28 protein-coding genes and 1 tRNA gene are annotated in these 26,713 nt (G+C 54.5%); 11 read left to right on the forward strand and 18 right to left on the reverse strand.

All coding sequences use genetic code 11. The features are described from left to right. Positions 1-175: 175 nt before the first annotated feature. A complete protein-coding gene (sulA, locus tag F0319_RS03430; RefSeq protein WP_111964573.1) occupies positions 176-685 on the reverse strand; it encodes an SOS-induced cell division inhibitor SulA in 510 nt (169 codons plus the stop codon). A gap of 217 nt (positions 686-902) precedes the next feature. On the opposite strand from sulA, the gene F0319_RS03435 reads away from it, so the two are divergent. After that, a complete protein-coding gene (locus F0319_RS03435; protein ID WP_149366286.1) occupies positions 903-1,529 on the forward strand; it encodes a TfoX/Sxy family DNA transformation protein in 627 nt (208 codons plus the stop codon). Here the strand turns inward: F0319_RS03435 and yccS are convergent. Continuing rightward, the gene (gene yccS, locus F0319_RS03440) at positions 1,486-3,648 is read right to left on the reverse strand and encodes a YccS family putative transporter (RefSeq protein WP_149366287.1); all 2,163 of its coding nucleotides are present in this window, start codon (positions 3,646-3,648) and stop codon (positions 1,486-1,488) included. The genes F0319_RS03435 and yccS overlap by 44 nt on opposite strands. A 19-nt stretch (positions 3,649-3,667) precedes the next feature. Then, the gene (locus F0319_RS03445) at positions 3,668-4,114 is read right to left on the reverse strand and encodes a YccF domain-containing protein (protein WP_149366288.1); all 447 of its coding nucleotides are present in this window, start codon (positions 4,112-4,114) and stop codon (positions 3,668-3,670) included. Positions 4,115-4,237: 123 nt separating this feature from the next. On the opposite strand from F0319_RS03445, the gene helD reads away from it, so the two are divergent. Next, the gene (helD, locus tag F0319_RS03450; RefSeq protein ID WP_149366289.1) at positions 4,238-6,292 is read left to right on the forward strand and encodes a DNA helicase IV; all 2,055 of its coding nucleotides are present in this window, start codon (positions 4,238-4,240) and stop codon (positions 6,290-6,292) included. 58 nt (positions 6,293-6,350) lie between these two features. Here helD and mgsA read toward each other — a convergent pair whose 3' ends face one another. After that, positions 6,351-6,809 carry a methylglyoxal synthase gene (gene mgsA, locus F0319_RS03455; protein WP_115874655.1) on the reverse strand — a complete coding sequence of 153 codons (459 nt, stop codon included), beginning with the start codon at positions 6,807-6,809 and terminating at the stop codon, positions 6,351-6,353. Positions 6,810-6,889: 80 nt separating this feature from the next. Further along, positions 6,890-7,552, reverse strand: a complete 663-nt coding sequence (csgI, locus tag F0319_RS03460; protein WP_127730303.1) for a curli synthesis inhibitor — start codon at positions 7,550-7,552, stop codon at positions 6,890-6,892. Positions 7,553-7,725: 173 nt separating this feature from the next. Here csgI and F0319_RS03465 point away from each other — a divergent pair, with 173 nt between their 5' ends. Further along, entirely contained in the window at positions 7,726-8,139 is a 414-nt protein-coding gene (locus F0319_RS03465) for a CoA-binding protein (protein ID WP_008499920.1), read from the forward strand. A gap of 37 nt (positions 8,140-8,176) precedes the next feature. On the opposite strand, the gene hspQ is transcribed toward F0319_RS03465, so the two are convergent. Both hspQ and rlmI read right to left on the reverse strand, forming a co-directional pair. Further along, the gene (gene hspQ / locus F0319_RS03470; RefSeq protein WP_013097248.1) at positions 8,177-8,494 is read right to left on the reverse strand and encodes a heat shock protein HspQ; all 318 of its coding nucleotides are present in this window, start codon (positions 8,492-8,494) and stop codon (positions 8,177-8,179) included. A gap of 60 nt (positions 8,495-8,554) precedes the next feature. Next, positions 8,555-9,745 (reverse strand): 23S rRNA (cytosine(1962)-C(5))-methyltransferase RlmI, encoded by a 1,191-nt coding sequence (gene rlmI, locus F0319_RS03475; RefSeq protein WP_014883260.1) that lies wholly within the window; start codon positions 9,743-9,745, stop codon positions 8,555-8,557. A gap of 173 nt (positions 9,746-9,918) precedes the next feature. Between rlmI and F0319_RS03480 the strand changes: the two genes are divergently transcribed. From F0319_RS03480 to yccX, 3 genes are read left to right on the forward strand one after another with little or no spacing between them, the layout of a single operon-like run. Continuing rightward, the gene (locus F0319_RS03480) at positions 9,919-10,476 is read left to right on the forward strand and encodes a kinase inhibitor (RefSeq protein WP_149366290.1); all 558 of its coding nucleotides are present in this window, start codon (positions 9,919-9,921) and stop codon (positions 10,474-10,476) included. Positions 10,477-10,486: 10 nt separating this feature from the next. Then, a complete protein-coding gene (locus F0319_RS03485; RefSeq protein ID WP_149366291.1) occupies positions 10,487-11,275 on the forward strand; it encodes an AraC family transcriptional regulator in 789 nt (262 codons plus the stop codon). A gap of 11 nt (positions 11,276-11,286) precedes the next feature. Then, on the forward strand, positions 11,287-11,568 hold the full coding sequence (gene yccX, locus F0319_RS03490; RefSeq protein WP_029739909.1) for an acylphosphatase: 282 nt from the start codon (positions 11,287-11,289) through the stop codon (positions 11,566-11,568). Here yccX and tusE read toward each other — a convergent pair. The 6 genes from tusE to F0319_RS03520 all read right to left on the reverse strand — a co-directional run bounded on the left by tusE (position 11,565) and on the right by F0319_RS03520 (position 17,800). Continuing rightward, positions 11,565-11,894 carry a sulfurtransferase TusE gene (gene tusE, locus F0319_RS03495; RefSeq protein ID WP_111964534.1) on the reverse strand — a complete coding sequence of 110 codons (330 nt, stop codon included), beginning with the start codon at positions 11,892-11,894 and terminating at the stop codon, positions 11,565-11,567. The genes yccX and tusE overlap by 4 nt on opposite strands. Positions 11,895-11,963: 69 nt before the next feature. Then, positions 11,964-12,515 carry a LuxR C-terminal-related transcriptional regulator gene (locus F0319_RS03500; protein ID WP_111964533.1) on the reverse strand — a complete coding sequence of 184 codons (552 nt, stop codon included), beginning with the start codon at positions 12,513-12,515 and terminating at the stop codon, positions 11,964-11,966. Positions 12,516-12,525: 10 nt separating this feature from the next. Further along, positions 12,526-13,683, reverse strand: coding sequence for a CfaE/CblD family pilus tip adhesin (locus F0319_RS03505; protein WP_149366292.1), 1,158 nt, complete (start codon positions 13,681-13,683; stop codon positions 12,526-12,528). Between the two features lies 1 nt (position 13,684). Further along, a complete protein-coding gene (locus F0319_RS03510) occupies positions 13,685-16,402 on the reverse strand; it encodes a TcfC E-set like domain-containing protein (RefSeq protein WP_149366293.1) in 2,718 nt (905 codons plus the stop codon). A gap of 72 nt (positions 16,403-16,474) precedes the next feature. Continuing rightward, complete coding sequence (locus F0319_RS03515; RefSeq protein ID WP_021240847.1) at positions 16,475-16,981, reverse strand: CS1 type fimbrial major subunit; 507 nt, start codon at positions 16,979-16,981, stop codon at positions 16,475-16,477. Positions 16,982-17,056: 75 nt separating this feature from the next. After that, positions 17,057-17,800, reverse strand: a complete 744-nt coding sequence (locus F0319_RS03520) for a fimbrial protein (RefSeq protein ID WP_111964530.1) — start codon at positions 17,798-17,800, stop codon at positions 17,057-17,059. A gap of 308 nt (positions 17,801-18,108) precedes the next feature. Here F0319_RS03520 and F0319_RS03525 point away from each other — a divergent pair, with 308 nt between their 5' ends. Together F0319_RS03525 and F0319_RS03530 are read left to right on the forward strand one after the other, a co-directional pair. Continuing rightward, positions 18,109-18,864 (forward strand): winged helix-turn-helix domain-containing protein, encoded by a 756-nt coding sequence (locus F0319_RS03525; protein ID WP_149366294.1) that lies wholly within the window; start codon positions 18,109-18,111, stop codon positions 18,862-18,864. Then, positions 18,861-19,337: a hypothetical protein gene (locus F0319_RS03530; protein ID WP_111964528.1), complete on the forward strand. Its 477-nt coding sequence runs from the start codon at positions 18,861-18,863 to the stop codon at positions 19,335-19,337. Before F0319_RS03525 ends, F0319_RS03530 begins: the two co-directional genes overlap by 4 nt. Positions 19,338-19,391: 54 nt before the next feature. Here F0319_RS03530 and yccA read toward each other — a convergent pair whose 3' ends face one another. Next, positions 19,392-20,051, reverse strand: a complete 660-nt coding sequence (gene yccA, locus F0319_RS03535) for an FtsH protease modulator YccA (RefSeq protein ID WP_023335168.1) — start codon at positions 20,049-20,051, stop codon at positions 19,392-19,394. A gap of 270 nt (positions 20,052-20,321) precedes the next feature. On the opposite strand from yccA, the gene F0319_RS03545 reads away from it, so the two are divergent. The 3 genes from F0319_RS03545 (at position 20,322) to F0319_RS03555 (ending at position 22,730) form a co-directional block, all read left to right on the forward strand. Then, positions 20,322-21,950 (forward strand): ABC transporter substrate-binding protein, encoded by a 1,629-nt coding sequence (locus F0319_RS03545; RefSeq protein WP_133294121.1) that lies wholly within the window; start codon positions 20,322-20,324, stop codon positions 21,948-21,950. 144 nt (positions 21,951-22,094) lie between these two features. Then, a tRNA-Ser gene (locus F0319_RS03550) sits at positions 22,095-22,182 on the forward strand. A 290-nt stretch (positions 22,183-22,472) separates the two neighbouring features. After that, entirely contained in the window at positions 22,473-22,730 is a 258-nt protein-coding gene (locus F0319_RS03555; RefSeq protein WP_149366295.1) for a YjhX family toxin, read from the forward strand. Between the two features lie 106 nt (positions 22,731-22,836). On the opposite strand, the gene F0319_RS03560 is transcribed toward F0319_RS03555, so the two are convergent. The 4 genes from F0319_RS03560 to F0319_RS03575 form a co-directional block, all read right to left on the reverse strand. Continuing rightward, positions 22,837-23,673, reverse strand: a complete 837-nt coding sequence (locus F0319_RS03560; protein WP_111964524.1) for an alpha/beta fold hydrolase — start codon at positions 23,671-23,673, stop codon at positions 22,837-22,839. A gap of 251 nt (positions 23,674-23,924) precedes the next feature. Next, on the reverse strand, positions 23,925-24,143 hold the full coding sequence (locus F0319_RS03565; protein WP_008499867.1) for an acyl carrier protein: 219 nt from the start codon (positions 24,141-24,143) through the stop codon (positions 23,925-23,927). 17 nt (positions 24,144-24,160) lie between these two features. Further along, the gene (locus F0319_RS03570) at positions 24,161-25,594 is read right to left on the reverse strand and encodes an AMP-binding protein (RefSeq protein ID WP_149366296.1); all 1,434 of its coding nucleotides are present in this window, start codon (positions 25,592-25,594) and stop codon (positions 24,161-24,163) included. Beyond that, positions 25,591-26,709, reverse strand: a complete 1,119-nt coding sequence (locus tag F0319_RS03575) for an MBOAT family O-acyltransferase (RefSeq protein WP_149366357.1) — start codon at positions 26,707-26,709, stop codon at positions 25,591-25,593. Before F0319_RS03575 ends, F0319_RS03570 begins: the two co-directional genes overlap by 4 nt. Positions 26,710-26,713 lie beyond the last annotated feature (4 nt).

Genomic DNA, 26,713 nt, shown 5'->3' on the forward strand with positions numbered 1-26,713 from the left:
TCAGGCATATGAAAAAAAAAGTTCCGTATACCGATTATTTAACATTTTTCGAACGAATTTTGTGCAATAAAATTAAGGAGAACCGCACCAGACAAGCCTTGCCGCAATTTTCAGGTCGGGAACTTAAATCCCATCTTGCGGTCAAAAAAAATTCCAGGAAAAATCTTAATTTCACTCAATGATACAAATTTGAGTGAATTTTTAGCCCAGAAAGTTGTCCTCTGCGGTAAGAATCCGATCGAACCGGACGCATAATGAACCCGATCGCATTCCCTTCTTCAGCGGCTTCAGTCAGACGGAAATGTTCTTCTTCAGTCAATTCTTCCGGTAACCATCCAATCACCACGCTGTAATTCCCTGTGCGTAACGCGCGAATCATCGACTCAACGGTATCGCAAGGCGAGAGTTGATTAATTTGCATGACTTTCGTCAGCGGCAGGCCGGCGGACTGAACCCACTCACGGCTCAGCTTTTGCTGAGGCGTGAGCCAAAGCTGCCAGCGCGATTGCTGACCGAGCTGTTGTAATAACGGCAGTAACAGAAGTTGCGTTAACAAGGGCTGGTCTTCACGATAAACCACTTCACTGATAAGCCCCGTGGAAACACGCTCGATGGAATTCTGCGAGACATTGCCTGCGGCAGAAGAGAGAGAGGTAGCGCGATTTGCATAGCCTGAAGTGTGCATATTCATTCCAGCCCTGTAGTTACTGTATGGATATACAGTAACCCCTGTATGCCCAAAGATCAACCTCATTTTCGGAAAGCGACTCGCAAAATTCATTCAATCTTGATGCTCCTCGAAAAATCATCTTGCTCAACGACGATAAGTTGCCTATTTTCCTGCTAACGGATCCGCTAGTAAGAAATTTGGTTGTTACTTTATGATTTTGAAGGGAAATATCATGAAAAAGATATCTTATGAACGGATTTATAAATCTCAGGAATACCTCTCCCCGTTGGGTGAGATTCATCACCGCGCGTTGTTTGGAGGCTATACCCTCGCGGTGGATGATGCGGTTTTTGCCATGGTCTCAGACGGCGAGCTTTATCTTCGCGCCTGTGAGGAAAGTGCGAAATACTGTGTAAAAAATGCCTCCTCTTTTTTGACGTTGATGAAGCGAGGCCGCCCGGTGCTGCTCAACTATTATCGTGTGGATGACGGATTATGGCAGGACAGGGAGCGGTTACTTCAGCTCTCCTCGTTTGCGCTCAGTGCGGCAAGAAAAGAGCGTTATCAGCGCCATCAACGAAACCGACTCAAAGATCTGCCAAACCTGACCTTTCAGCTTGAAGTCTTGCTCTTTGAAGCTGGCATCACCAATGAGGAAATGTTGCGGGAGCTTGGAGCCAGGGCGAGCTGGCTAAAGATGCGGGCAAAAAACAAAGCGCTGAGTATAAAAGTTCTCTTCGCGCTGGAAGGGGCTATCGAGGGGCTGCATGAAGCGGCACTCCCGGCAGACATTCGCCGGGAGCTCACGGAGTGGTTTAATGCGTTGACTGAGCCACTGGAGAATCACTCCTCCAGCTAGCGATGTGTTGTTGCAGCCGGCAAATTTCAGGCAGCAGAGCGATAAGCAGGCCTATCTGCTGAAGCACCAGAGGTGCTTTACTGTCGTTTCCCGGGTCTAGATGCGCAATGCGTTGAGCCAGTTCATCCAGCGCCTGTTGAACGCGCGGCTCATCGGCTGGTCGATGATGAAGCGCGTCATCGACATAACAGACGGCGTCATCAAGCAGGTTGAGAATACCCGAGTTGGTGAGTTTCTCACGGTGAGCACCCAGCGTCGAAATATAGCTGGTGAACGTATGGTTCAGGCAGAGCAGGCGGAACGCGGTCTCTCGAATATCCGCCGTGGCGCGAGGCTCCGTCGACATGTTAGAGACTACGGAGGCCAGTTCCGCATCACTGTTGTGCGCGTCGCGGCGGGCTATCCGGTAAGCCAGGCGGTTATCGCGGCCCTGATGATATTGCTCCAGGATCGCGTCAAGGTATCGACAGTTGGCGTTCATCGCCCTGTCTACCACGCGCGGCAAATTTCGGAAACGCCAGTCCGGCCAGATAAAGCTGACCGCGGCCCAGGCAATCGCACAGCCAATCAGCGTATCGATCACTCGGGGCAGGGCGACTTCAAACCCTTCACCCAGCAGGTTAAAGCAGAGCAGCACCAGCAGCGTGATGAACATGGTGGCATGGGCGTACTGCACGTTGCGAAACGCGAAGAACAACACGCCGGTGATCACGATCAGGATCAATTGACCTTCAACGGAGGGCACGAAATAGAGCACCGGAAGGCCAATCGCGACGCCAACCAGCGTGCCGATAATACGCAGCGCAAGACGATGTCGGGTGGCATTATAGTTCGGCTGGCAGACAAACAGGCTGGTCAGCAGGATCCAGTAGCCGTGATGCAGCCCGGTAATCTGGATAAAGGCATACCCCACGCACAGCACCAGCGACATTCGCACGGCGTGCCGAAAGAGAGCCGACTCCGGCGTAAAGTTGCGGCTCAGCCGTAGCCACATATCGCTAACGCTGTGTACGCTGTCATCAGCAAGCTGGTTTTCCACCTCACTGCCTGGCAGCGCCATCGCTTGTTCGGACTCAATGGTTGCCAGCTGGGCATCAATCGCACGCAGGTTGTTAAGCAGAAAACCCAGCGCTTTGATGTGTTCCGGTGACGTTCCGCTGGCCCGAACGCGGTCGAGTGCCGCATCAAGATGGCTGAATACGCGTTCAAAGCGGGGGTCATGCTGATAGGGCGTTCGCAGCAGAATGGAGTGCGAGAGCTGTTGGCACGCCTGGGATTGCATGGACAGCAGACGCTGGAAACGGAACATCACGTCGCTGTAGCGGAACTTCTCGCGCAGGGCGGCATACTGAACGTGCGAGGAGCTGGCGCGTTCATGAATGTCCTGGGCTGCAAAATAGTAGTGAAGCGTCCGTCGTGTTCCGCGCTGACCGCGATCGCCGCGCAGACGGGTAAGCAGGGAAGCTTTTGTCTGATTAAGGGTGGCGACCAGCTGGCCATTTGCCAGGGCCAGATCGTAGAGCGGTGCCTGGCTTTCTTCCTCGATGTCCGGGTCGAACAGCCGGGATTTCAGTTCCAGATAGCGGGCTAGCTGCTCAAAGCTGCGGGCAAGGTTATCCTGCAGCGGGCGAACCGGGAAAAGCAGATGACCGGTTAGCGTCAGCAGGTTATACCAGATGGCGCCCAGCAACAGCAGAACCGGCTGCTGGTACCACTGGTCGTACAGGGAAACGCCCAGCATGGTGTAGATAGCGATCAGCAATGCACCAAAAGCGATGGTGGCATAGCGCTGCCCAAGCCCGCCCAGCAAAATAAACCCGCTGGTTGAGAGCGTAAGGCCCAGGGCAAACAGCCAGGGCCACGGGAAAAGCAGCTCAACGGAAGCTGACGCAATAAAAAAGCAGACGAGCGTAATGACCAGGTTACGTAAACGCCCGGCCAGACGGTCGTCCAGATCCGCCAGCGCCCCGGCCACCACCCCCAGCGTGAGCGGAATGGTGAGCTTGACATCATTCAGCCACCAGGGCAGGGCAACCGTGCCGCAAAGCGCGATAAATATCCTGACGTTATAAAGCCAGGTGCTGTTCCAGGTATAACGGCGAAGCAGTGGGCTTAGCATAAACGCGGCCAGTCCTTATTTACTGAAAACGACGACGAGCGTTTGCTTCGCGCGCCGCTCTGGCCACTTCTACCGGAACAACCCTGCGACCAACGGGCCAAAGGGCGATAGTGGCGATCTTGAAGTTTGCGATCCCCACAGGAATACCAATAATCGTGATGCACTGTGCAATACCGGCAAAAATATGCATGATGCACAGCCACCAGCCAAAGAAAATCAGCCACAGAATGTTAAGCAGGGTTCCGCCCGTATTCAGCAGGGCGTTTTTGCTCTCCGGATTCAGCTCGTCAACGTGGATAGCTTCATTCCCGTAGGGGATTAAGGAGAGTTTTGTGATTTCCCAGCAGGAACGGGTCAGGGGAAGCGTGAAAATCAGGACGATGCTCACCAGCGTGGCAAAAAGCCAGGAAAGGGTGGTGGCAAAACCGCCCAGCACAAAATTCAACACATTCAGAACGGTACGCATAAACGCTCACTTCCTTTCGATATAATTAACGCCCAATGATTGTAACGTTTTTTTAGGCTGGAGCACCTTAAAACTGGCAGTTAAACTGTCAGGTAAATTATCTCTTCGTGGATTTGGCGGAACATGGAACTGAAAGCAACGTCGCTGGGCAAACGCCTGGCACAACACCCTTACGACAGGGTTGTTCTCCTTAATGCCGGGGTGAAAGTCTCCGGGGAACGCCACGAATACCTTATTCCGTTTAATCAGCTTCTGGCTATTCATTGCAAACGCGGTCTGGTGTGGGGCGAGCTGGAGTTCGTTCTGCCTGACGATAAAGTCGTGCGCCTTCATGGTACCGAGTGGGCGGAAACCCAGCGTTTCCATCATCATCTGAACGCACTCTGGCAGCAGTGGAGCCAGGATATGAGCGTGATTGCCGCCCAGGTGCTGCAGCAGGTGCTGGACGATATCGCCCAGAGCAACGCGCAGCAAGCGTGGCTGACCCGTCAGCAGACTGCCGGGCTGCAGCAAAAGATCCGGCAGGCACTCTCGGCGCTGCCGCTCTCCGTGACGCGTCTCGACGAGTTTGACAACTGTCGCGACGCCTGGCGCCAGTGTCAGGCCTGGCTGAATGATAAGGATAAAAGCCGTCTCGCCCATAACCAGGCCTGGACGGATGCCATGCTTACCCAATACGCCGATTTTTTCAGTACGGTGGAATCGTCACCGCTCAATCCGGCTCAGGCGCGAGCGGTGGTCAACGGCGAGCAGTCGCTGCTGGTGCTGGCGGGAGCCGGTAGCGGTAAAACGTCGGTGCTGGTCGCGCGTGCCGGCTGGCTGCTGACGACCGGAGAAGCGGTCGCCGATCAAATTCTGCTTCTGGCCTTTGGCCGTAAGGCCGCGCAGGAAATGGACGAACGGATCCAGGAGCGCCTGCACACCCGGGATATCACGGCCAGAACATTCCATGCTCTTGCGCTGCATATTATTCAGCAGGGCAGTAAAAAAGTGCCTTCCATCAGTAAGCTGGAAAACGACGCGCAGGCGCGTCAGGAGCTGTTCATCAAAACGTGGCGCCAGCAGTGCAGTGAGAAAAAGGCGCAGGCGAAAGGGTGGCGTCAGTGGCTGGAAGAGGAACTCAACTGGGAGGTGCCTGAGGGCAGCTTCTGGCAGGATGACAAACTGGCGCGTCGGCTGGGTTCGCGACTTGACCGTTGGGTCAGCCTGATGCGAATGCACGGTGGATCGCAGGCTGAGATGATTGAAAGCGCGCCGGAGGCAATCCGCGAGCTGTTTTCGAAGCGGGTCAAGCTGATGGCTCCGCTGCTGAAAGCCTGGAAAACAGCACTGAAAGAAGAAGATGCGGTCGATTTCTCCGGTTTGATCCATCAAGCCATCATCATTCTTGAAAAGGGACGTTTTGTCAGCCCGTGGAAACATATTCTGGTGGATGAGTTCCAGGATATTTCTCCACAGCGTGCGGCTCTGCTCTCGGCGCTGCGGGCACAAAATAAACATACCTCTCTGTTTGCGGTGGGGGATGACTGGCAGGCCATCTATCGCTTCAGCGGGGCACAGCTTTCGCTGACGACCGCATTCCACCACTATTTTGGCGAAGGCGATCGCAGCGATCTGGATACGACCTACCGCTTCAATTCACGGATTGGTGAAATCGCCAACCGCTTTATCCAGCAGAACCCGCATCAGCTGGCAAAACCGCTCAATAGCCTGCGGCCTGGGGATAAAAAAGCAGTGACCCTGCTGGCGGACGATCAGCTGGAACCGCTGCTGGACAAGCTCAGCGGCTACGCGAAGCCCGATGAGCGTATCCTGGTGCTGGCACGCTACCATCACCTTAAACCTGAGGCGCTGGAAAAAGCCGCCACCCGCTGGCCGAAACTGCAGCTTGAATTTATGACGATTCATGCCAGCAAAGGGCAGCAGGCCGATTATGTGATCGTGGTGGGGCTGAAAGAGGGGAGCGACGGTTTCCCGGCCCCGGCCCGCGAGTCGGTGATGGAACAGGCCCTGCTGCCGGAGCCGGAAGATTTCCCGGATGCCGAAGAGCGGCGTTTGCTGTATGTGGCAATGACCCGCGCGCGCCATCGCGTGTGGCTGCTGTTCAATAAAGAGGAGCCATCCGCGTTTGTCGATATTTTGAAGAGTATAGATGTGCCGGTGGCGCGGAAGCCATAACGCCGCCGGGCAAGGATGGCTAGGCCGGGTAAGGCGTAGCCGCCACCCGGCAAAAAAGCTACTTCAGTCTGTCGGAAAGATAACGCTGGTAGTCCGGAATAAGGATATCAACCGGCGAGTTAAACTGCGGCGATTCGATGATGAAATCCGCCGTCGACAGGTTCGTCGCCACCGGAATATTCCACACCGTCGCCAGGCGCAGCAGCGCTTTGACATCCGGATCGTGCGGAACCGCGTTCAGCGGGTCCCAGAAGAAGATCAGCACATCAATTTTCCCTTCGGAAATCTGCGCGCCGACCTGCTGATCGCCGCCCATCGGGCCGCTCAGCATCGCATTCACCTGCAGACCCGTTTCGCGCTGGATCAGGTTACCGGTTGTACCGGTCGCCGACAGGGCGTGTTTTTCCAGCAAAGACTGATGGCGGCGAACCCAGTTAAGCAGCATTTGTTTACAGTGATCGTGCGCCACGAGAGCAATGTGTTTGCGCTCAGGTAGCGTGCGTGTTGTCAGTTCCATAATCATATCCATCAGGTTAACTGACTACACGATGACGGGAACCGTCTGACGCTGCAAGAGAAAGGCGTAAAAAATGTGGCTTATGATGAAGGTTGTTGTTTTGCCCACTGTAAAAAACGGGCCCGCGTGTCGGGATCGGCCTGCTGGAACCAGAATTTAAGGCGCTGTTCCGTCAGTGTCTGGGACTGAGGAGGAATGACGTCCAGTTCAGAGACGCCGGACAAAAGCGTACTGTCGTCCGCCATCATGGTCGCAAACTGCGGAAGAGAGGCGCGTTTACCCGCTTTGTTATAGGTCTGGGTCGCTGCCTCGTAATCCGGGCCTTTCGGTGAGGTCGTCAGCGCCAGAATATCCAGCTTCACCGGAATCGGCATCGCATCCCCGTCCAGCAGTTCAACGCGGGGTGAAGCGTCGAAGGCCGCAGACTCTTTCTCCGTTTCAAGGCGAGGCAGAGTGATGTTCACCTGACTGATTTGCCGGGTGTTAAAGCTGACGATCAGCGGCGGCGAGATGTACATCCTTTGTTCGTGATTCGCAAGCCCGATCGATTTTTCCACCCGGAAGACCAGCTGATGCGGCCCGTTATCCAATTCGATGCTGTCCGCACCGCGCAATAACGAGCTGGAGACCTTTTTTCCGTCCAGTACAAGGAGATCAATGTCGGTAGAGAGCCGGAGCGTGGTAGCAAAAACCCAGACCGGCATCACTAACGCAATCAGAGCAGTGGCAATACCGGTTTTCATAAAAGGCTCCCGTCAGAAATCCTGTCGCCGCATTAATGTATCTAAATTTTTCGATAATCACGTTTACTAACATATAGACATATTTCGCCGTTTTGCCCTCATGCATCTGTATGGGATGGATGGTTGAGATGTGCGGTTTGGCGTACACTTTTAAAAAAGCCAGGAGAAAAACCATGAAAGAGAACGATATTGCCGAGATTCTGACATCTACGCGTACCATTGCGCTGGTGGGCGCGAGCGATAAACCCGATCGTCCAAGCTATCGGGTAATGAAATACCTTCTCGATCAGGGCTATCACGTCATCCCGGTCTCGCCAAAAGTGGCGGGAAAAACCTTACTGGGTCAGCAGGGGTATGCCACGCTCGCTGACGTGCCGGAAAAAATTGATATGGTTGATGTCTTTCGAAATTCCGAGGCAGCGTGGGAAGTGGCGCAGGACGCTATTGCCGTCGGGGCGAAAACGCTGTGGATGCAGCTGGGCGTGATTAACGAGCAGGCTGCGGTGCTGGCGCGGGATGCGGGGCTGAACGTCGTCATGGACCGCTGTCCGGCGATCGATATCCCCCGTCTGGGGCTGGCGAAGTAATAAAAAAAAGCCCGTTCATCGGGCTTTTTTTACACGCTTAGTTCCGCAGGCGCGGAGCCTGTAACTGTTTGCGGATAGTCTGAGCAAGTTCATCCATAGTGGGTTGCTCCGGATGCTCATCCTGCAGCTCGCTACTCAGCTGCGCTTCGGCAAGGTAGGTGTGGACGGGTTGCCCGTCATCACCTTCCATCACCACATGGTACCAGGGCGCGGCGCGAAGCTCTGCGTTGACCGCCAGCTCGTCTGCTGACGGTTCATCAAGGGAATACTCCGGGTCGATATCCACGACCACACCCAAATACCCGAGCAAAGTGTGGCGGACCTGCTGGCCGATACCGAATTTGCTGGCAATCATAGTCACCTCCCGGGAAATACGACTTACACGTTATGTGCGGGCAATATTTCTCTTTTCAAGTTACATGACGCGACAGGCAAACCCTTTCAGATACAGTCCTTCCGGGTAGGTAGCAATCACGGGATGATCGGCTGCCTGACGGAACTGCTCTATAAATTGTACATCACGGCCAGCATCTATTGCGGCGTCGGCGATGATTTTCTGAAATAAATCTGTGGTCATCAGGCCGGAGCAGGAGAACGTGAGCAGAACCCCGCCCGGGTTCAGCAGCTGGATTGCCAGCATGTTGATATCTTTATACCCACGGCACGCGCCCATCAGCTGGCTTTTATTTTCCACAAACTTTGGTGGATCCATCACGATGACGTCGAACTTCTCGCCCTGATCGCGATATTTACGCAGCAGCTTGAACACGTCATCGCGTACAAATTCCGCTTTGCTCAGATCCAGCTTGTTGAGCTCGACGTTCTGTTTTGCCACGTCCAGCGCTTCCTGCGAGGTATCCACGCTGACAACCTGGGCGCAGCCGCCCATCAGAGCTGAAACGGCAAAACCGCCGGTATAGGAGAAGCAGTTCAGCACGCGTTTGTCGGCAACGTACTGACGCGTAGCCAGACGACTGTCTCGCTGGTCGAGGTAATAACCCGTTTTGTGCCCGCCCTGAATATCCACTAGCAGCTTCATGCCGTGCTCTTCAATCGGCAGCAGGGCAGGCGGCAGTTCGCCGGTCACTGGGCCTTGCGTCAGCTCCATGCCCTCTTTTTTGCGCACCGCCACATCGCTGCGGTCGTAAATGGCACACTGCGGGAACAGGGTTTGCAGGGCGCTAATCAGCGCGGCACGCTGGTATTCCGCCCCGGCGCTCAGAAGTTGCAGCACCAGGAAGTTGCCGAAGCGATCGATGGTTACACCTGGCAGCCCGTCGGACTCACCGGCAATCAGGCGGTAGCTGTCCAGCCCGTCGCGTTTTGCCAGCCATTCGCGCCACTGCTGCGCCTGCTGCAGGCGGCGGACGAAGAAGTCGATATCGATGGTTTCATCTTTATCGAAGGTCCAGACGCGGGCACGGATCTGGGACGCTGGCGAGTAAGCGCCTCGCGCTAACCATTTCCCCTGATGGTCAACGATATCAATGGTTTCACCGAGGCTGGCTTTACCTTCCATACGGGCAACCGCGCCGGAAAAGACCCAGGGATGACGGCGCAGTAATGATTTCTCGCGCCCTTTGGCTAACACTAAACGTACACTCATAATTTGCTGTTCTGTCGATTTCAGGAAATGGCGCGTAGATTACCACATTCAGCAAGGCGCAATCATCTGCGGATGCCGTTGAGCGTTTCGGCACAAAATCAAATCGCTTAGGCACATTACGATATTGCAGCTGGCTTTAGAGTGGGGCTTCCGGTACAGCAAAGGGAGCACCCATGAAAAAGCGCAGTGTAATAGCCATAGCCGCTCTGGCGGCAATGAGTTCTCAGGTTTTAGCGGCAACGCCTTTCGGTATCACCAGCCGGGATATTTCCGGCGAACGGCGGTTAGCGACACAGCAGGTGTTTGAGGGGTTCGGCTGCCACGGTGGAAATACTTCACCACAGCTGGCATGGAAGAATCCCCCCGCCGGTACGAAAAGTTTTGCCGTTACGGTATATGACCCGGATGCACCTACCGGCAGCGGCTGGTGGCACTGGACAGTAGCCAATATTCCGGCGAAGACAATGACGCTGCCTGCTGATGCCGGTAATCCGAACGGCGAGAAATTACCTGCCGGCACTGTGCAGGGGCGTAATGATTTCGGCTATTCTGGATTCGGCGGCGCATGTCCACCCGCCGGGGATAAGCCTCATCGCTATCAGATTACCGTCTGGGCGCTGGACGTGGATAAACTGCCCGTCGATAAAAATGCCAGCGGCGCGCTGGTCGGTTTTATGCTCAATAGTCACGCTCTGGCAAAGGCTCAGTTAACAGCAACCTATAGCAGATAAGGATGGCAGGGTGCAGGAGTTTCATTTTCGACATAAACATCTTACAGCGGGTGAAGTGACTGCCAGCAAAATGCATCGCCTGCACCAGGTTAAACTTTTTTTTCCGGCTATTTGTCATATCACTCACGGCAGTAAGGTGATTGTTCAGGATGATAACCGCCTGGAGGCGACACGGGATGAACTCATTATTATCCCTGCCAATACGTCGATGGAAATTATCAATCAGCCTGTAAACGGGCTGTTTCACTCGGATTTGCTAATGTTATCGCCGGAAATTGTTGCCGAGTTTAAAGCGCATTACCTGAAATCCTGGCCGCGCACGACGCTGCATTCGCTCTGTGCTCCGCTGAGCGAGGGGCTGGCATTTATGTGGGACAACCTGCTGCACGCCGTGCGTCAGGAGTTACCGGAAGCGCTACAAAAGCATCAGGCCTTCGGTCTGTTGCTGGCCTTGCTGCATGATGGCGTGGCGGGTCCGCTGCTTGTTGAGCGAAACAGTAACCTGACCGAGCAGGTGCGGCAGTTCATTATGCTGTCGCCCGCCAGAGACTGGACCGCGCAGGACGTTGCCAGCCGTCTCGCATTAAGCGTGCCGACGCTGCGCAGGCGGTTGCGTGAAGAGTCGCAGAGTTTTCGCCAGATTGTGGAGGAGGTGAGGATGGCCGTGGCTTTGTCACAGCTACAGTCAACACGATTACCGATCGGCGAAATCGCATTACAATGTGGATATCTTTCCAGCTCTCGTTTCACTGCCCGTTTCCGGCAACACTATGGCTGCTTACCGAAAACGCTACGTTAAGGAGAAGAAGAATGTCTAAAGTCTGCACTATTGCCTGGGTTCACGGCGTTGTTCAGGGCGTCGGGTTCCGCTACAGCACCCAGCGCGAAGCGGTTGAGCTTGGGCTAACGGGATACGCGCGCAACATGGACGACGGAAGCGTCGAAGTGGTCGCCTGCGGCGAAGCGGAGCAGGTCGACAAGCTGGTGGCGTGGCTGAAAGCGGGTGGGCCGCGCAGCGCGCGGGTTGATAAGGTCTTAACTGAACCCCATCAACCGGGGCGCGAATACGTAAACTTCGGTATTCGGTATTAAATGCACTTCACCGGCTTAGGCAGGCCAGCAATTTTGGTGGCCTGTTTTGCCGGGCCTTTCGGGAACAGACGATACAGATAGCGGCTGTTGCCTTTCTCTTCACCGAACTTATTGGCCATCGCCTTGACCAGCATGCGGATGGCCGGAGAGGTGTTGAATTCAAGATAGAACTCGCGAACAAAACGCACCACTTCCCAGTGTTCTGGAGAGAGGGTTATCCCTTCGTTTTCCGCAATTTTCTCCGCCAGCGGTTCGCTCCAGATCGTCGTATCTTTCAGATAGCCTTCGCTATCGGTCTCAATTTCCTGGCCTGCAAAAATGAACATAATTTTCTGTCGTGTGTGAAAAAACCGGCGACAGTGTAGCAAAAAAGAGGCCGCAGGATAAACCGTGCCCTACAGGAGGAGCTGCAGCAGATTATTGGCATTAAGCTTTTTCAGCGCGTTGCATTTATGGGTCGAAACCTGTTTCTCAGACATACGCGTCATGATGGCAATGTGGCGTACCGGCAACCCGGTAAGCATCAGATCGAGCACGTTGAATTCAAGGCCGGTAAGACAGCAGTCAAGACTTCGAACGCGACGGGGCTCTTTTGCCAGCAAATACGCCGCATCTGCAACGGCGATCCTGTCGTCGATGATATAAAGCGTTAGCGTACCGAAACGCTTGCGTAAATGCGTCGCCAGCGCCCACCCTTTTTCATTGCAGACCAGATAAAGGCTGCCTTGCCAGCGGGCGGCTTCCAGTCTGAGTAAAATGTTAATCAGTGCCTGATGCGTACCCGCAACGGAAAAACGACAGCGTACGACAACCACGCGGCGGGAAAGCAGAGTTGGCTGCCATTGTACGGTATCGCTTATGACCTCTGGCTGGACGCCCCGACGCAGCAGCGCATAGCGCAACCCTTCGGCGTAAAATCGATTGTTGTCGAGAATGGCGTAACTCACGGTGACCTCGTTATAACGTGCTGGGCGTATATATAACGCGCAGCGTGCCGGTGTAGTCGCCCGCGTTTTTGCTGCTAGCAGCAAACGCGGGGGTTTTCAGGATAATCGGTGCAGGAATGCACAGTACGCTCTCGCGTCCGCCGGGCAGCAAGACCTGACGCAGATACTGCGGATCGTTCGTGCCTTGCCAGACAAGGGTTTTACCGTTCGAGACGGTTTCGGTTGCGCCTGTTATTGGATTGGTGACGGAGACCCTATAATCGAGACGATCCCGCGCATCGGTCTGGCTACCGCCACGTCGCCTGATAGAAAACGCGCCATCTGCACGGCCCGCTGACGTAAGTCCGTCGTCCTCAAACCGAAGGTAGGCGCGGGTGCTGGTACTGTTATTGCCGTCGTACAGGCACATATCCAGCGAGTTCTCACCCTGGATCTCACTGCCTCCCGGTCGCCCCGGGAAGTTGGTCAGGTTGAGGTTAACGATGGGCGTTGAGTGCGGAAAGGCTGGCAGATATATCTGCTGGTTTCCCGGGTCGACCACCTCAATGCGAATATTTGCCTGCCATTTGGCGATGGTGAGATAGCCAGGACAACCGACATTTACGTCATTGAAGTTGCCGCCGCAGTCGGCGCTTCCCCACTGACGCAGGTTCTGCTTCAGCGTGGCGGTCCAGATCCCCGGCAGGGCGAGCTTATCCAGTTCGCTTTTCACGATATAGAAATCGAAATAAGGCTCTCTGTTCCAGTCAGCGATGGTGGCCGTTCCCCCTGTCACGAAGCTGGCAAAGGTAAACACTTTGTTGTTGATAAACATGTAGTGATCGCCATACACCTTGATATCCGCCGTCTTGCCGGTGAGGGTATGCGTGAAACGTAAATTGATGGCATAGGGCGCGGCCGGGTTTGCCGAGAACCAGACCGGTGAGTTCATGCAGGCGCCGTTCGTGGTATCGGTACGGGACTGACAGGTCAGGGTATTGCGTCCCCACTTTTGCGGATCTGCGGCGTCAAAGCCGCCCGATTCATGAAACCAGATGTCAAAACGCGCGGGCGGCGCGGTGCGATCGAAGCTGATCCCTACGCTGGTGTTTCGTCCCGCGGGAGAGCCTGCCAGCGTCTGGCTGGCCCACAGGCTTATGAACAGTAAAATAAAGAGGCACTTAATCACATCATTTCCCTTTAGTGAGGCTATCGGTGTTCATGGCAGTCGGGCCAGCAGGAACCGACCGTCCGGCCAGCATCAGCTGTGCCTGCTGCTGGACGGCATCCGGCAGGGCGGAGAAGGTTAACTCCTTACAGGGGATCGACCCGACATAACGCACCACGTCGCGCATACTCTTCACGTTCAGCGCACACTGATAAAACTGCTGCTGACGCACCAGGTAGAGGTTATGCAGCAGGGCGTCGCTTTGGGCGCTAAACCCGCCGTTGCCAAGGTCGCTCCAGCCGTTCACGTTCAGCGGCACGCCGCCGATAAACGGCGAATGACGCTCGTCGGTTAACTGGCCGAGCCAGGTGTAGCTTGCGGTGGTTTGCACGTCCCGGCGCAGCAGTTTGCCAGGCACCATAAACAGCGTTCTGCTGCCCGATCCTTGCGTGATTTCACTGCTGGCTCCTCGTGAGACATCCAGCGATTCGTTAACCGTCAACGTTGTCTGCTGATAGCCCGGCACCGCGAAGAGGGCGCGGCTATTGCCCGGAATATCTGCGCTGCCGCCGTTATCCAGCGACACGGCCACGCGCGGATCCTGAGCATCTTCCGGCGTGGTCACGTTCACCGCGACGGCGGAAGCAGGGCGACCGTCGCTCCAGCGGCCCAGCCACAGGCCAGAACGCGACAGCGCAAGGGTCGAGCTGTAGTTGCCGCTGCTGCTCAGCGTATGGCGCCGATCCTGACGATCCCAGGCGTCGCTGACGGTAAGACTGCCGTTGCCATATCGCCCGCCCTGGCGCGTATAGGCTGAGGTATTCAGCGAGTCGCTGTTAATGCCCGACGCGCTAAGGCCGTACTCATTTTCGCCGCGGGCATCGGCATACCAGTTATGCGCCACGCTGTAGCTCAGCTGGTTTTTTTCACGTTGCTGGTGCTGCCATGTCGCGCCCAGAGAGGTGTAGCTTGATGCATCGCCCTGACGGTTATGCGTCATGGACAGGCTCACGCTCAGGTAGCCGCCTTTATCCCTGCCTTCGCGTGAGTCATCGTTACGCATGAACAGGTTAATGCTGCTGTTAATGTTCAGACCATGGGTGCTGAAGGCCTTGCTCAGGCCACCCTGCCAGGCCCGCGTACGCGAGCGGGTCATGTAGACTGATTCCCACGGCAAACCCGCATCGTGGCGATCGTCGCTGTCCGGGAGCTCCCGACGTGAAACGTACCGTCCTTCGTTGCGGTTATCCGAATACCCCAGGCTCGCATACCAGGCGCCGACCGGGACGGAGAACATCACCGAGAGGGTGCGATAACAGCCGTTCACGGCATCAAACCCTGTACTTCGGGTGTTGCAGTTTTCCGCTGATAGCGCGTTGCGATAGAGGCTAAGTGAAAAACCGTCGTTGTAGCTGATTTGCTGGATATTGCCTCGCTGGCCTTCGCTGCCGTAAAGGTAGCTAAACCGGGTACTCAGCACGCCATCGATCGGGCCCGCGTTGAAGCCCCGGCTCCAGTCGATCGCATTTTCCAGGAAACGCTGGTTTTTCTTGAACGTTGCGCCGCTGGTTAGCGCCAGCGACGGGGTCAGGGGCAGGCGTACGCCCGCCTGCGCAACCGCACGGCGTTCTTCGTTTTGTTCGCTGTTGTCGGTTTCGCCCGCCTGCAGGAACCACTCGACGCGGTCGAATGGCGTAATGCCGGTTCGGGTAAACGGCACCTGCTCGGTGCGCGTCAGCCGGTTATTTTCATAGATGGAGAGCGTCACGGTGTAGCTCCCGTCCGGGAACGATCGCGTGTCCAGGGTTTGCGCCCCGGCATTCAGATAAAAGCTCGCCAGAAGCTGATTGCCCCGGCGGGCGTCGATACGCGCGTCATGGGAAAGTAGCACGGTAACAGGGGTTCCCTTCGACTGCTGAACCGGATTTATCCACGCCCTTGTCGATCCCGTGCGCAGGCCGCGAATTTTGCCCAGCGGCAGCTGGCTGAGGTTAATATTTCCGCCAGCATTACTGAACAGATCGCGGGTATCCATCTCGCCTAGCTGGACATAGTACTGACGCAAGATATCCTGGCGGAACCAGGCGTTGTTGACGGTTATCTCCTGCTGCTGCTGACGCCGTGAACGCTGTCCCAGCCAGGTCCAGTCGAGATTAACATAGCCGTCCTGCGTGAGCGCCAGCGCGCCGTTGCCCTGCACGGTAGCCGACTGATAATCCCTGTCGGCAACGAAGTTAATGTTCTGCTGATGGATCAGCGCATTTTCAGTGTCCTGCGTGGGCTGATACCACTGATTTTCCGCGATGGCTTTAGGCAGAAATTTCTTGTCCAAAAACAGGCTAATGCGGGCGTTATTCTCGTCATAGATAATGGCCGCGCGGTCGGTATCAATGTAATCGCAGCCTGCTGCGGAGCCGTTGCTGCTGCAGGCCAGGTTGCCGTTACGGGCAAGCGGAACGGCCAGCGCGGCAGACACGGTGGCAACGAGTGCAGGGGCGTCATTGAACCGTCGTTTGATGGCCGCAACCACGGTTTCAGGTGCGACAAAGCTCACCGTTTCAAGGGTGATATCCGTTTCAAAAAGTCCAAGCGACTCGCCGTAGAGGTTGACCTCTGTCCACAGGCGCTGCGTTTTCGCCAGATCTTCAAAACCTGCCGGGACGGCCATCCCGGCGCAGGCGAGTTGGATGGAAGCGGGTAACAAAGCAACAAAGAGGAGGGTATTTCTGTGAAACGCCATGAACGAGCCTCGACATCATCCTGACGTCAGAGGGTGGGCACCCTCTGACGTTATTCCTTAGGTGCTGTGGTGTTACGCACCGCCTTCCGTGGTAGTCGCCTGCGTCAGCATCAGGCTGACAACGCCGCTGTACTGACCGGTTTTCAGAATGCCTTTGGTGGTCTGGGAAATGGTCAGCGGAAGTACCGCTGAACCGTTTTCGATGCTTCCCGGGAACAGTTCGGTACCGGTGTATTCAACATCTGCGGTAGAGAGGGTTTTATCGCCCAGCTTCACCGTCATTGGGATGGTCTCAGCGCCGTCGGCATTCGCCAGCTTCGCGGCGCTCACCAGACGGACTTTCACGTTGCTGGTGGCGGAGTTAGACCACACCTTGGTATTCAGACGATAGCTTTCCAGACCGCGGCCAGGCAGGTACTGCATATCGATGCTTGCCGGCAGCGGCGTGTTATCGGCCTGGGTCATATCCAGCTGTGAATCAACGCTGGCGTTGACGGTAATATCTTTTTGAATCGCCAGCGCGCTAACGGACGTGGTCATCGCGGCAACAATCATTAGAGGTTTAAAGTACTTACGCATTGATATCTCCATATTTACAAATGAGCACCCTGGCTCTTTAAACAAACCCTTTGGGGTCTTTACGGTGACGTCGTGTTATTGCACGACGGGTAAATCAGCTTCTTCAGCGGTTTTATTCACCCAGTTGAAGTAGCGGAATTTATATTTCTGGCCTTGTGTCTTTGTGAGCGTTTTTAATTTCCGTTCGGTGTCCGGATAAATCGTCGCGTCTTCTTTAACCCATTTACACGACGAATCTGCGTTACAAATACCGATCTCTCTCAGCGGCACGCGCAACGTGCCGTTGTTTTTTAACGTGCCCCTGCGAGGGTCTATCGTCAGTGAAACCACACTTTTTTCCGGTGCGAGATGGATCAGGGCGCCCCAGATCACATTGACGCCCAGTCTTGCCGTCGCCGCAGGGCTTTCTGCCTTGCCCGGAATAATGCTGTCAGGCTGCTTTACTCCTTCAAAATAGACGCGCCAGGTCGTCTCTTTTTCCGGGGGCGTAAGCGATACCAGACGAACCACTCGCATTGCACCTGCCGCAAGGGCGAATTTTTCCGGTGTGACAACAACACCGCCTTCTTTCCACGAGGCCACATCAATCTCTTTTTCCTGGGCCGTGCCGGGATTAAGAATTTTCTTTTGCCTCACCCGAATGAACTGAATATCATCCGTTTTTGACGCCACCTTAATTTGCGCCGCACCGGACTTATCCACGTTAAGTTCCATGGGATACACGCTCATATTGGCGAGTGCCATTTCTGAGAAAAATGGCAGTGACAGCGCAGCGATATAAAAGGCAGTTGTCTTATTCACATTTTTTTTCTGTTTCACTTTCGGTCCGCCTGCGTTGAGTTCATTCCCGGAGCATTCACAACGGGACACCCTCTGCTAACGTATCGCTTCAGGGCAGGGAAACTTTAACCAGAACAGCGGTTTGTGAAAATTTGTATTAATTAACTCGTTACATACAGTTTTTTATCCTGCTTTTCTGGCTTTAAGGTTGTATAGTTAAGCGAAAATACCGCGACCAGGGATGGAGAGAAAATTCCTTCTGATGAAAAAATAAGCAGATCGGGAGGCGATTTTCATGTCGATGTACCAGGGATTAAAAAGCATGCGGTAACAGCCGAGAATAAAAGATGTTTTTTATATGCAATAATTCGTTGTTATTTGATCCTGAAGCACATGCAATAAGTCTTGTTGGACACCCGGAATCTGTATTAACGCTTTCGGCACCCGCCGTTCGCCTCTTACAGGAATTTATTAAACACAAAGGGCACGACCTGAGTCGGGAGGAATTGATTACCCGCGTGTGGGAGGAGTTTGGCTTTACGCCATCGGGAAATAATCTCAATAAAGCGGTGAGCGAATTACGGAAAAGCTTCCAGGCGCTGGGAGAGAGGTATGAATTTATCGTAACCGTGCCCCGTTATGGGTTTCGCTTTGAGGCCGATGTGATTTTTCAGCCTGGAGAGAATATTCAAACCGCCGAGCCGCAGCCTCCGTCTGCACCGCAACAGGAAAAGCGGCGACCCGCTTCCCTGAAAAGGTGGGGGATTCCTGCCGTATTGATTGTCGCTGTATTGGGAGCGAGCTTCTGCTTTAGCCGACAGCAGGGGATATTCGTCCCGGCGAAACTCATGCCGGTTAAGGAGAAAATCGCGCGTTGCAGCATCTGGATTATCAACGATCACGGAAGACCGCTGGTGTTATCGAAATTAGCGGAGCGGCTGACGGCCAATAACGTGGCGTGCGAACGTGAGGAATACGACATTTATTATTTCAGCGCCCGTTTTTCTATTGCCACTGCAGATGAGGTGTTCATTGGCGCTTGCCCGGTCAGTAAATCCAGCCTGTGCAAAACCATCCGTTATAAAAGTGGGGCACAAAAATGAAAATAAAACTTCTTTTTGGGCTGGGTGGCGCATTGGTCGGCAGTGCCCTGGCGCTATTTTACTATTCCGGCTGTGTGTTTAAAAAGGATGTGCTGGCCTGCAGCACTGAATTTAACTTCACGCGCAATGAGGGAAAAGCCAGCGAAGTAAAGGTCAATACCGTTGCTCAGTTCTATTTTCACCGGGATGGTACAGGGGTAACTACCTATAAAGGCGCGGCAAGGGCTGACGGGCAAAATATGATCGTTGACAGGGACGTGGACTTTACCTGGCAGCAGCGGGACGACGATAAGGTCATTGTATTGAGCTACACCGAAACCTGGCGTCGGCACAATGACAATACGCCTGACGCACAGTGGGGGAGCTTTGCCAGTCCTACCGCACGTTATTACCTCACGATCTCTGAACTCTCGCCATCCGTGTGGCTGATTCAGGACCGGCGTTACCCCACCTATATTTGCCGGGGTGAGTAGGGCATAAAAAAAGGAGAATGCCAGAGGCATTCTCCTTTTTAATATCCGTTGTGCTTAATCGCGGCTGGCGAAGCCCAGGATGCTCAACAGGCTGACGAAGATGTTGTACAGCGACACGTAAAGGCTGACGGTGGCGCGGATATAGTTCGTCTCACCGCCGCGAATGATGTTGCTGGTTTCAAACAGGATCGCGCCGGAAGAAATCAGAATAAACACGGCGCTGATCGCCAGGTGCAGGGCAGGCAGCTGCAGGAAGATGTTAGCCACCATGCCCACCAGCACCACAACAACACCCGCCATCAGCATACCGCCGAGGAAGGACATGTCCTTACGGGTGGTCAGCACGTAGGCCGAGCAGCAGAAGAATACCAGCGCGGTACCGCCCAGCGCCATGCCGATAAGGTCGCCCATACCGGCAGACAGATACGCGTTCAGCATCGGTCCCAGGATGTAGCCCAGGAAGCCGGTGAAGGCAAAGGCCGACAGAATACCGACCGGTTTGTCAGCGGTTTTGTAGGTCAGGAACATCAGACCATACATACCCACCAGCGTCAGGATCAGCCCTGGAGACGGCAGCATCAGCACGGTGCTGGCTGTGGCGGTGATCGCTGAGAATGCCAGCGTCAGGCTGAGCATGAAATAGGTATTGCGCAGCACCTTGTGGGTGCTGAGTAGCGATGTGCGGTCGCGTGAGGAAGTAATTATACGATCCATGAGTCACTCTCTTATGACAGATGTAATTAACGGAAAGAATAGGAAACGGGGCGCCAGTCTCAAAGTGGTTTTACCCATCTTTACTCAGCAGGTTAGCGCTGGAGCTGGTTGTTTCTTCTGCATAAATACATTTCACCAGTATGAACAGCGGTTTGGCGCGATTAATCAGATCAACCTCTTATAGGTTACTGAAAATTATTGCGTTATTACCATAAGGCCGCTAAGAGTTATTTCCGGATCGTCACAAAAACAGACAATAAGGCGAAGGAAATGAAACCACAAACACGCACGCGCTTTACGCTCTCTTTACTTACCGCAGGGATCCTGTGCGCCAGCACGGCTACCTGGGCGGCTAACGTGCCGGCAGGAACGCAGCTGGCCGATAAGCAGGAACTGGTCAGGAACAACGGTAATGAGCCCGCTTCGCTCGACCCGCATAAAGTCGAAAGCGACGTCGAATTCAATATTATCAGTGACTTATTCGACGGGCTGGTCAGCGTTTCCCCGTCGGGTGAAGTTCAGCCCCGACTGGCGGAAAAATGGGAGAACAAGGACAACACCGTCTGGACGTTCCATCTGCGCCCGGGCATCACCTGGAGCGACGGTACTGCCATCACCGCGGAAGATGTGGTCTGGAGCTGGCAGCGTCTGGTTGATCCTAAAACCGCTTCACCATATGCCAGCTATCCAGGCAACATGCACATCGTAAATGGTGCGGACATCGCTCAGGGGAAAAAAGCCCCCGATACGCTGGGCGTGAAAGCCATTAACGACACCACGCTGGAAGTGACATTGACTCAGCCTAATGCGGCATTCCTGGCAATGCTGGCGCACCCGTCACTGGTGCCTGTGGATAAAGTCCTGATTGGCCGCTTTGGCGACAAGTGGACCAAGCCTGAACATATCGTCACCAGTGGGGCGTATAAGCTATCACAGTGGGTGGTCAACGAACGCATTGTGGCGGAGCGCAACCCGCGCTACTGGGATAATGCTCATACCGTGATCAACAAGGTGACGTATCTGCCTATCACCTCCGAAGCCGCGGATGTGAACCGCTATAAAGCGGGTGAAATTGATATCGTGTACACGGTGCCGATCAACCAGTTTGCCCAGCTTAAGAAGACTCTGGGCAGCCAGCTGGATGTCTCTCCGCAGCTGGCGACCTATTACTACGAATTCAATACCACCCGACCGCCGTTCAACGACGCCCGGGTGCGCAAGGCGCTGAACATGGCGCTCGATAAAGACATCATTGCCGGGAAAGTGTTAGGGCAGGGGCAGCGCCCGGCGTGGCTCATCAGCCAGCCGGATATCGGCGGCGTTAAGCTTCAGAACCCGGACTACGCCAGCTGGCCGCAGGACAAGCGCATCGCTGAGGCGAAAAAACTGCTCAACGAGGCCGGGTACAACGAAAGCCACCCTCTGAGCTTCAACCTGCTCTATAACACCTCTGAATCGCACCAGCGTATCGCGATTGCGGCCAGTTCCATGTGGAAAAAGAACCTCGGCGTGGAGGCGAAGCTGCAAAATCAGGAGTGGAAAACCATGCTGGATACCATGCACACCCACAACTTTGACGCGGTGCGGTACGCGTGGATTGCCGATTACGACGATGCGGCGACCTTCCTGAACACCTTCCGCACCGGCGACAGCGAAAACACCAGCCAGTACAGCAATCCGGAATACGACCAGGCGCTGGTGAATGCCGCAAAAGCCAAAACAACGGAAGAGCGGGGTAAGTTCTACCAGCAGGCGGAAGATCTGCTGGGTCGTGATGTGCCGGCCATTCCGGTTTATCACTACGTTCGCACGCACCTGGTGAAACCGTGGGTGGGTGGGTTTACGCCGGATAAGCTGGGGTACTATTACACCAAAGATATGTACATCAAAAAACACTAAGCCTGAGCGCGGGAGACTGTGCTGATAAAATCGTCGATGTGTCGTCAGTTCAACCGATTAAACACGTTTTGACTATTTTTACAGCGAACGAGTGCAGCCACTCTTTACAGCACGCGGTGAGGTGTTTATAGTTCGCCTCACTTAGGAAGTGTGGCCGAGCGGTTGAAGGCACCGGTCTTGAAAACCGGCGACCCGAAAGGGTTCCAGAGTTCGAATCTCTGCGCTTCCGCCAGATATAAACCCCAGGTTACTCGTGAACCTGGGGTTTTTGTTTTGGATTGACCGATCCGCCTCACACTTTCAAGACCCCGTTATTTCCCCGCAAAAATCAGGCGCTATTATTCACCCCGTAAATACCTTTTCATCTCTCATCGAGGCTTTGATGCTGGAGAATGTTTTCATCAGATAATCAGTTTCCCGACCTTTTCAGGACGGACTGGTTATCGCTGCGCTTAAACCTTACGCACGCACCTGCGGGTGTGGGCTCGTTTTTACGCATGATGATTACACAGGTTTTCCAGTATGAATTTATCCCGTCAGGAACAACGTACCTTACACGTTCTCGCCAAAGGTGGGCATATTGTGCACGTCCGCGACAGTTCCGGCCGCGTTACGTCCGTAGAGTGCTATACCCGTGAAGGGCTGATACTGAGCGACTGCACGCTCAGCGTCTTCAAAAAACTCCGCACCAAAAAGCTAATCCGCTCCGTGAACGGGCAGCCGTACCGGATCAACACCACCGGGCTGAACAACGTTCGCGCCCAGCTGGATAATCGCTAAGCGGAATAGACAACGCCACCCTCGGGTGGCGTTCATGCATTAAACTGAATATTGTGGCGGAATGTAGGCCGGGTAAGCGCAGCGCCACCCGGCAAGAAACGCAGCGTTATGAGCGAATGAAAGCCAGAATGTCCGCGTTGATAGTATCCGCATGGGTGGTATGCATCCCGTGCGGGAACCCCGGATAAATTTTCAGCACGCTGTTCGCCAGCAGCTTGTCCTGCAGCAGGGCGGCATTCTTATACGGCACGACCTGATCGTCGTCGCCCTGCATCACCAGAACGGGAACCGTGATGGTTTTTAAATCTTCCGTCTGATCGGTTTCAGAAAACGCCTTAATCCCCTCATAGTGGGCCTTGGCGCTGCCGATCATGCCCTGACGCCACCAGTTCTGAATCGTACCCTGTGAAATCTCGGCTCCCTCACGGTTAAAACCATAGAAAGGACCGCTGGCGACGTCGAGATAAAACTGGGCGCGGTTAGCCGCCAGCGCTTTGCGGAAGCCATCGAAAACCTCGATCGGCGTTCCGCCGGGGTTAGTCTCCGTTTTGACCATGAGAGGCGGAACAGAGCTGACGAGCACCGCTTTGGCAACGCGCCCCTGCGGTTGGCCGTACCGGGCAACATAGCGGGCGACCTGGCCGCCGCCGGTGGAGTGACCGACGTGCACGGCATTACGCAGATCCAGGCTTTCAACCACGGCTGACGCATCGGCCGCATAATGATCCATATCGTGCCCTTCACTCACCTGGTCCGAACGCCCGTGACCGCGGCGATCGATAGCGATAACGCGATAGCCTTCAGCAAGGAAGAAGAGCATCTGGTTATCCCAGTCATCGGCACTCAACGGCCAACCGTGGTGGAAGACAATGGGCTGGGCCTCTTTGGGGCCCCAGTCTTTGTAGTAAATGTTGACGCCGTCTTTCGTGGTTACGAATGCCATACTGCAGACTCCTCTGTTAAAGGCAAAACGATCGCAACCCGAGCGGAGAGCGAATCATTAATGCCTTAATTAAGTTGGCTTTTTTCTGTTTCCCGTACCGACAGTACCCCTAAAGTGTAGGTGAAATAGTAAAAGCAGTGGGTTTCATTCCTGTGAAAGGCAGCGTTTTGCTTTCAGGCGGGAGGGGGAACGAAAAAAGGCTCTGGGGAGATCCTCCAGAGCCTTCAGGGCAGGATTAACTGCAGGGGCGTTTAGCGGTTTTCTTCAATATAGCGGGCCAGGTCAGCCGGGGTTTTCAGCACCGTCGCTACGTCAGTTGGCGGGATCATACAGCCGTAAACGTCCTGCACTTCCAGCACCATATCGACCGCCAGGATGGAGTCGAGAATGTCGGATTCAATCAGTTCATCGTGAAAGCCCACCTTACGGGATAACACTTTTTCGAACAGGGCGAGAATTTCTTGTTCCATAATTTTTCCTGGAGTCATTAATTTGTGCGGGCGTAAGCGTCCAGCAGCTTGCGGTCAATTTTGCCGTTGGGATTCAGCGGCAAAGCGTCTTTTACGATAATTTGTGAAGGCACCATATAGTGCGGAACCACCTTAGACAGCGACGTTTTGATGGTATCCGGCGCCATATCGGTCACGCAGAACGCGGCAATGCGCAGCACGCTGCCGCAGGATTTCATCAGCGGCAGAACCACCGCTTCGTTGATGCCGGACATGGCCAGCAGGCGGTTTTCAATCTCGTTAATTTCAATACGGTAGCCATTCAGTTTGACCTGGCTATCGTTGCGGCCCTGGCAGTAGATAAGTCCCGCTTCATAGCCCAGATCGCCGGTCCGGTAGCCGCGAAATGCTTCATTTTCCCGACGGAGTAATTTTTCTGCGTTCTCCTGCGGTAGGCCCAGGTAGCCGCGCATGACGTTTTTACCCCAGATAATCAGCTCGCCTTCAGCGGAAATTTCCATTCTGCTCTCTGGCATCATGACCCCCACCGGCAGCACGGCGCTGTCGCTGTTCAGGATCTCATCCGTGATTTCAACCACGGTGGTCGCGATGGTCGCTTCCGTTGGACCATAGGAGTTAATGATTTTTGCCTGCGGGAAGCGGCGGCGAAGCTGTTTAACCAGCGCTTTATTCAACACTTCACCAATGAAGATAAAGACGTTGAGTTCAGGTAAATACTCGCTGTTAAACTGCGGGGAAAGCAGCTGCTGGTAAGCAAAAGAGGGGGTGGAAATCCAGGCGGAGACGGCATTGCTTTTCAGTCGTTCCAGCCAGTTCTCTTTTTGAATGTCTTCTTTGGCGTTCAGCACGATGTGTCCACCCATCGCCAGATTCGCCAGCAAAGGGATCAGGGAGAGGTCAAAACTGAACACCGCGTGGTTCATCAGCACTGGTTTTTCCGGCAGCGAAAAGTCCTGGCTGACCCATTTCATGAAGTGCCATACGCTTTCACGTCCAATCTGCACCCCTTTAGGCTTGCCGGTGCTGCCTGAGGTAAACATGATATAGGCCAAATCCTGCTCCTCCAGCACCTTGCCCGGTTCACCGGTGGCGATAAACTGCCGGGTCGCGACGTCGTAATAGTAAGGGGCGCTGGCCAGATGGCAGATCTCCCGCAGGCGCTCCTGCGGGTAAATGCAGTCCACCGGAATGTACGGAATGTTGTGCAGCAGGCAGCTATAAATCGCCACGGCGAACTCGGCCTGCTGGTGTCCGTACAAGACGACCGGCGTACCGGCAACAGGCTGGCAACGCTCATAGCGCTGCGCCCAGTCCGTCACGGCCGCGGAAAGCTGCAGCCAGCTTAAGGCTTCGTCGCTGCCGCTGATGGCCAGCTGCTGCGGGGAGGCGGGATCGCATAATGCCGCACGCAAGAAATCGTGCATTTCCTGAAGATCGGAGTGATTTTTCATAGAGGTGACATTCCACTAAAGATGTAAAGGGAGCCCGCGGCGCTTCCCAGCGTCAGAATGCGTCCCAAAAATGCAACGGCCGGATACTGCAAGCCCCGGTGCAATGCCGGGCTGCGTTTGGCTAACCACAGCAGCATGTTATGAGTGACGGAAATCGCGCCAAACAGCGCGCCGCTGATGACGTAATGGCGTTCCAGGCCATTCCATGCCCCCATGCAGAACAGGGTGCAAAAAATACCGATATTTTGCGCCAGCGTTTTGTTCTGACGGAAAAAGTTGAACTTCATCAGGTTCATATAAACGGGCATAAAGACCACATCGCGCAGCCATTCAGACAGGCTGATGTGGAAGCGGCGCCAGAAATCCTGCGGGTTCTTTGCCAGAAGCGGCATATTGAAGTTTGCCGGAATGTTGAGTCCAAACAGGCGGCCTGCGCCGATGGCCATATTGCTGTAGCCCGCAAAATCAAAGTACAGATAGGCGCTATAGGCAATCGACATCACCACGCCCACGGTCAGCGTAAACGGCTTATGGCTCCAGGGCTGCACGACAAGTGAGTCAACCAGCATCGCAAACAGGAACTTCTGGATAATGCCGGTAATGATTTGCTCCAGCGCCACTAAAAACTGTTCGCGAGTAAGGGCAAAGACGGGCTTGCTGACGTCGCTCATCCATGTCCGCCAGCGGTACATTGGGCCCGCCAGAATAATAAAGGGCATAAACAGATAGCAGAAATAGTGCAGGAAATTCTGCCCTTCTTTTTTACTGCGATAGAGCAGCACGTCCACCGCGCGGAACGTCATAAAAGAGAGGCCGATCATGCCGAGATGGTGATTAACGTGCAGTTTCACCAAAAATAAAGGAAGCAGCGTTAACACAATCGCCTGCCAGGTTTTTAACCATCCTTTTTCTTTTAACGCGGCGACAAGGTAAAAACTAAAAAAAACGACCGCGGGAACACGGTAATCACCCTGAAAAATATAGCCCCAGCCTAATGCGGCCAGGACGGATAAGGCCGATAAATAAGTCAGGCGATGGCGTAATACGCGATTGACCAGCGCAAACGCCAGCGCGGATGAAAACAAATAAACAAAAAACATTCCTGAGCTATACATCATT

The organism is Enterobacter vonholyi, from assembly GCF_008364555.1.
In the GTDB taxonomy this organism is placed as follows: Bacteria; Pseudomonadota; Gammaproteobacteria; order Enterobacterales; family Enterobacteriaceae; genus Enterobacter; species Enterobacter vonholyi.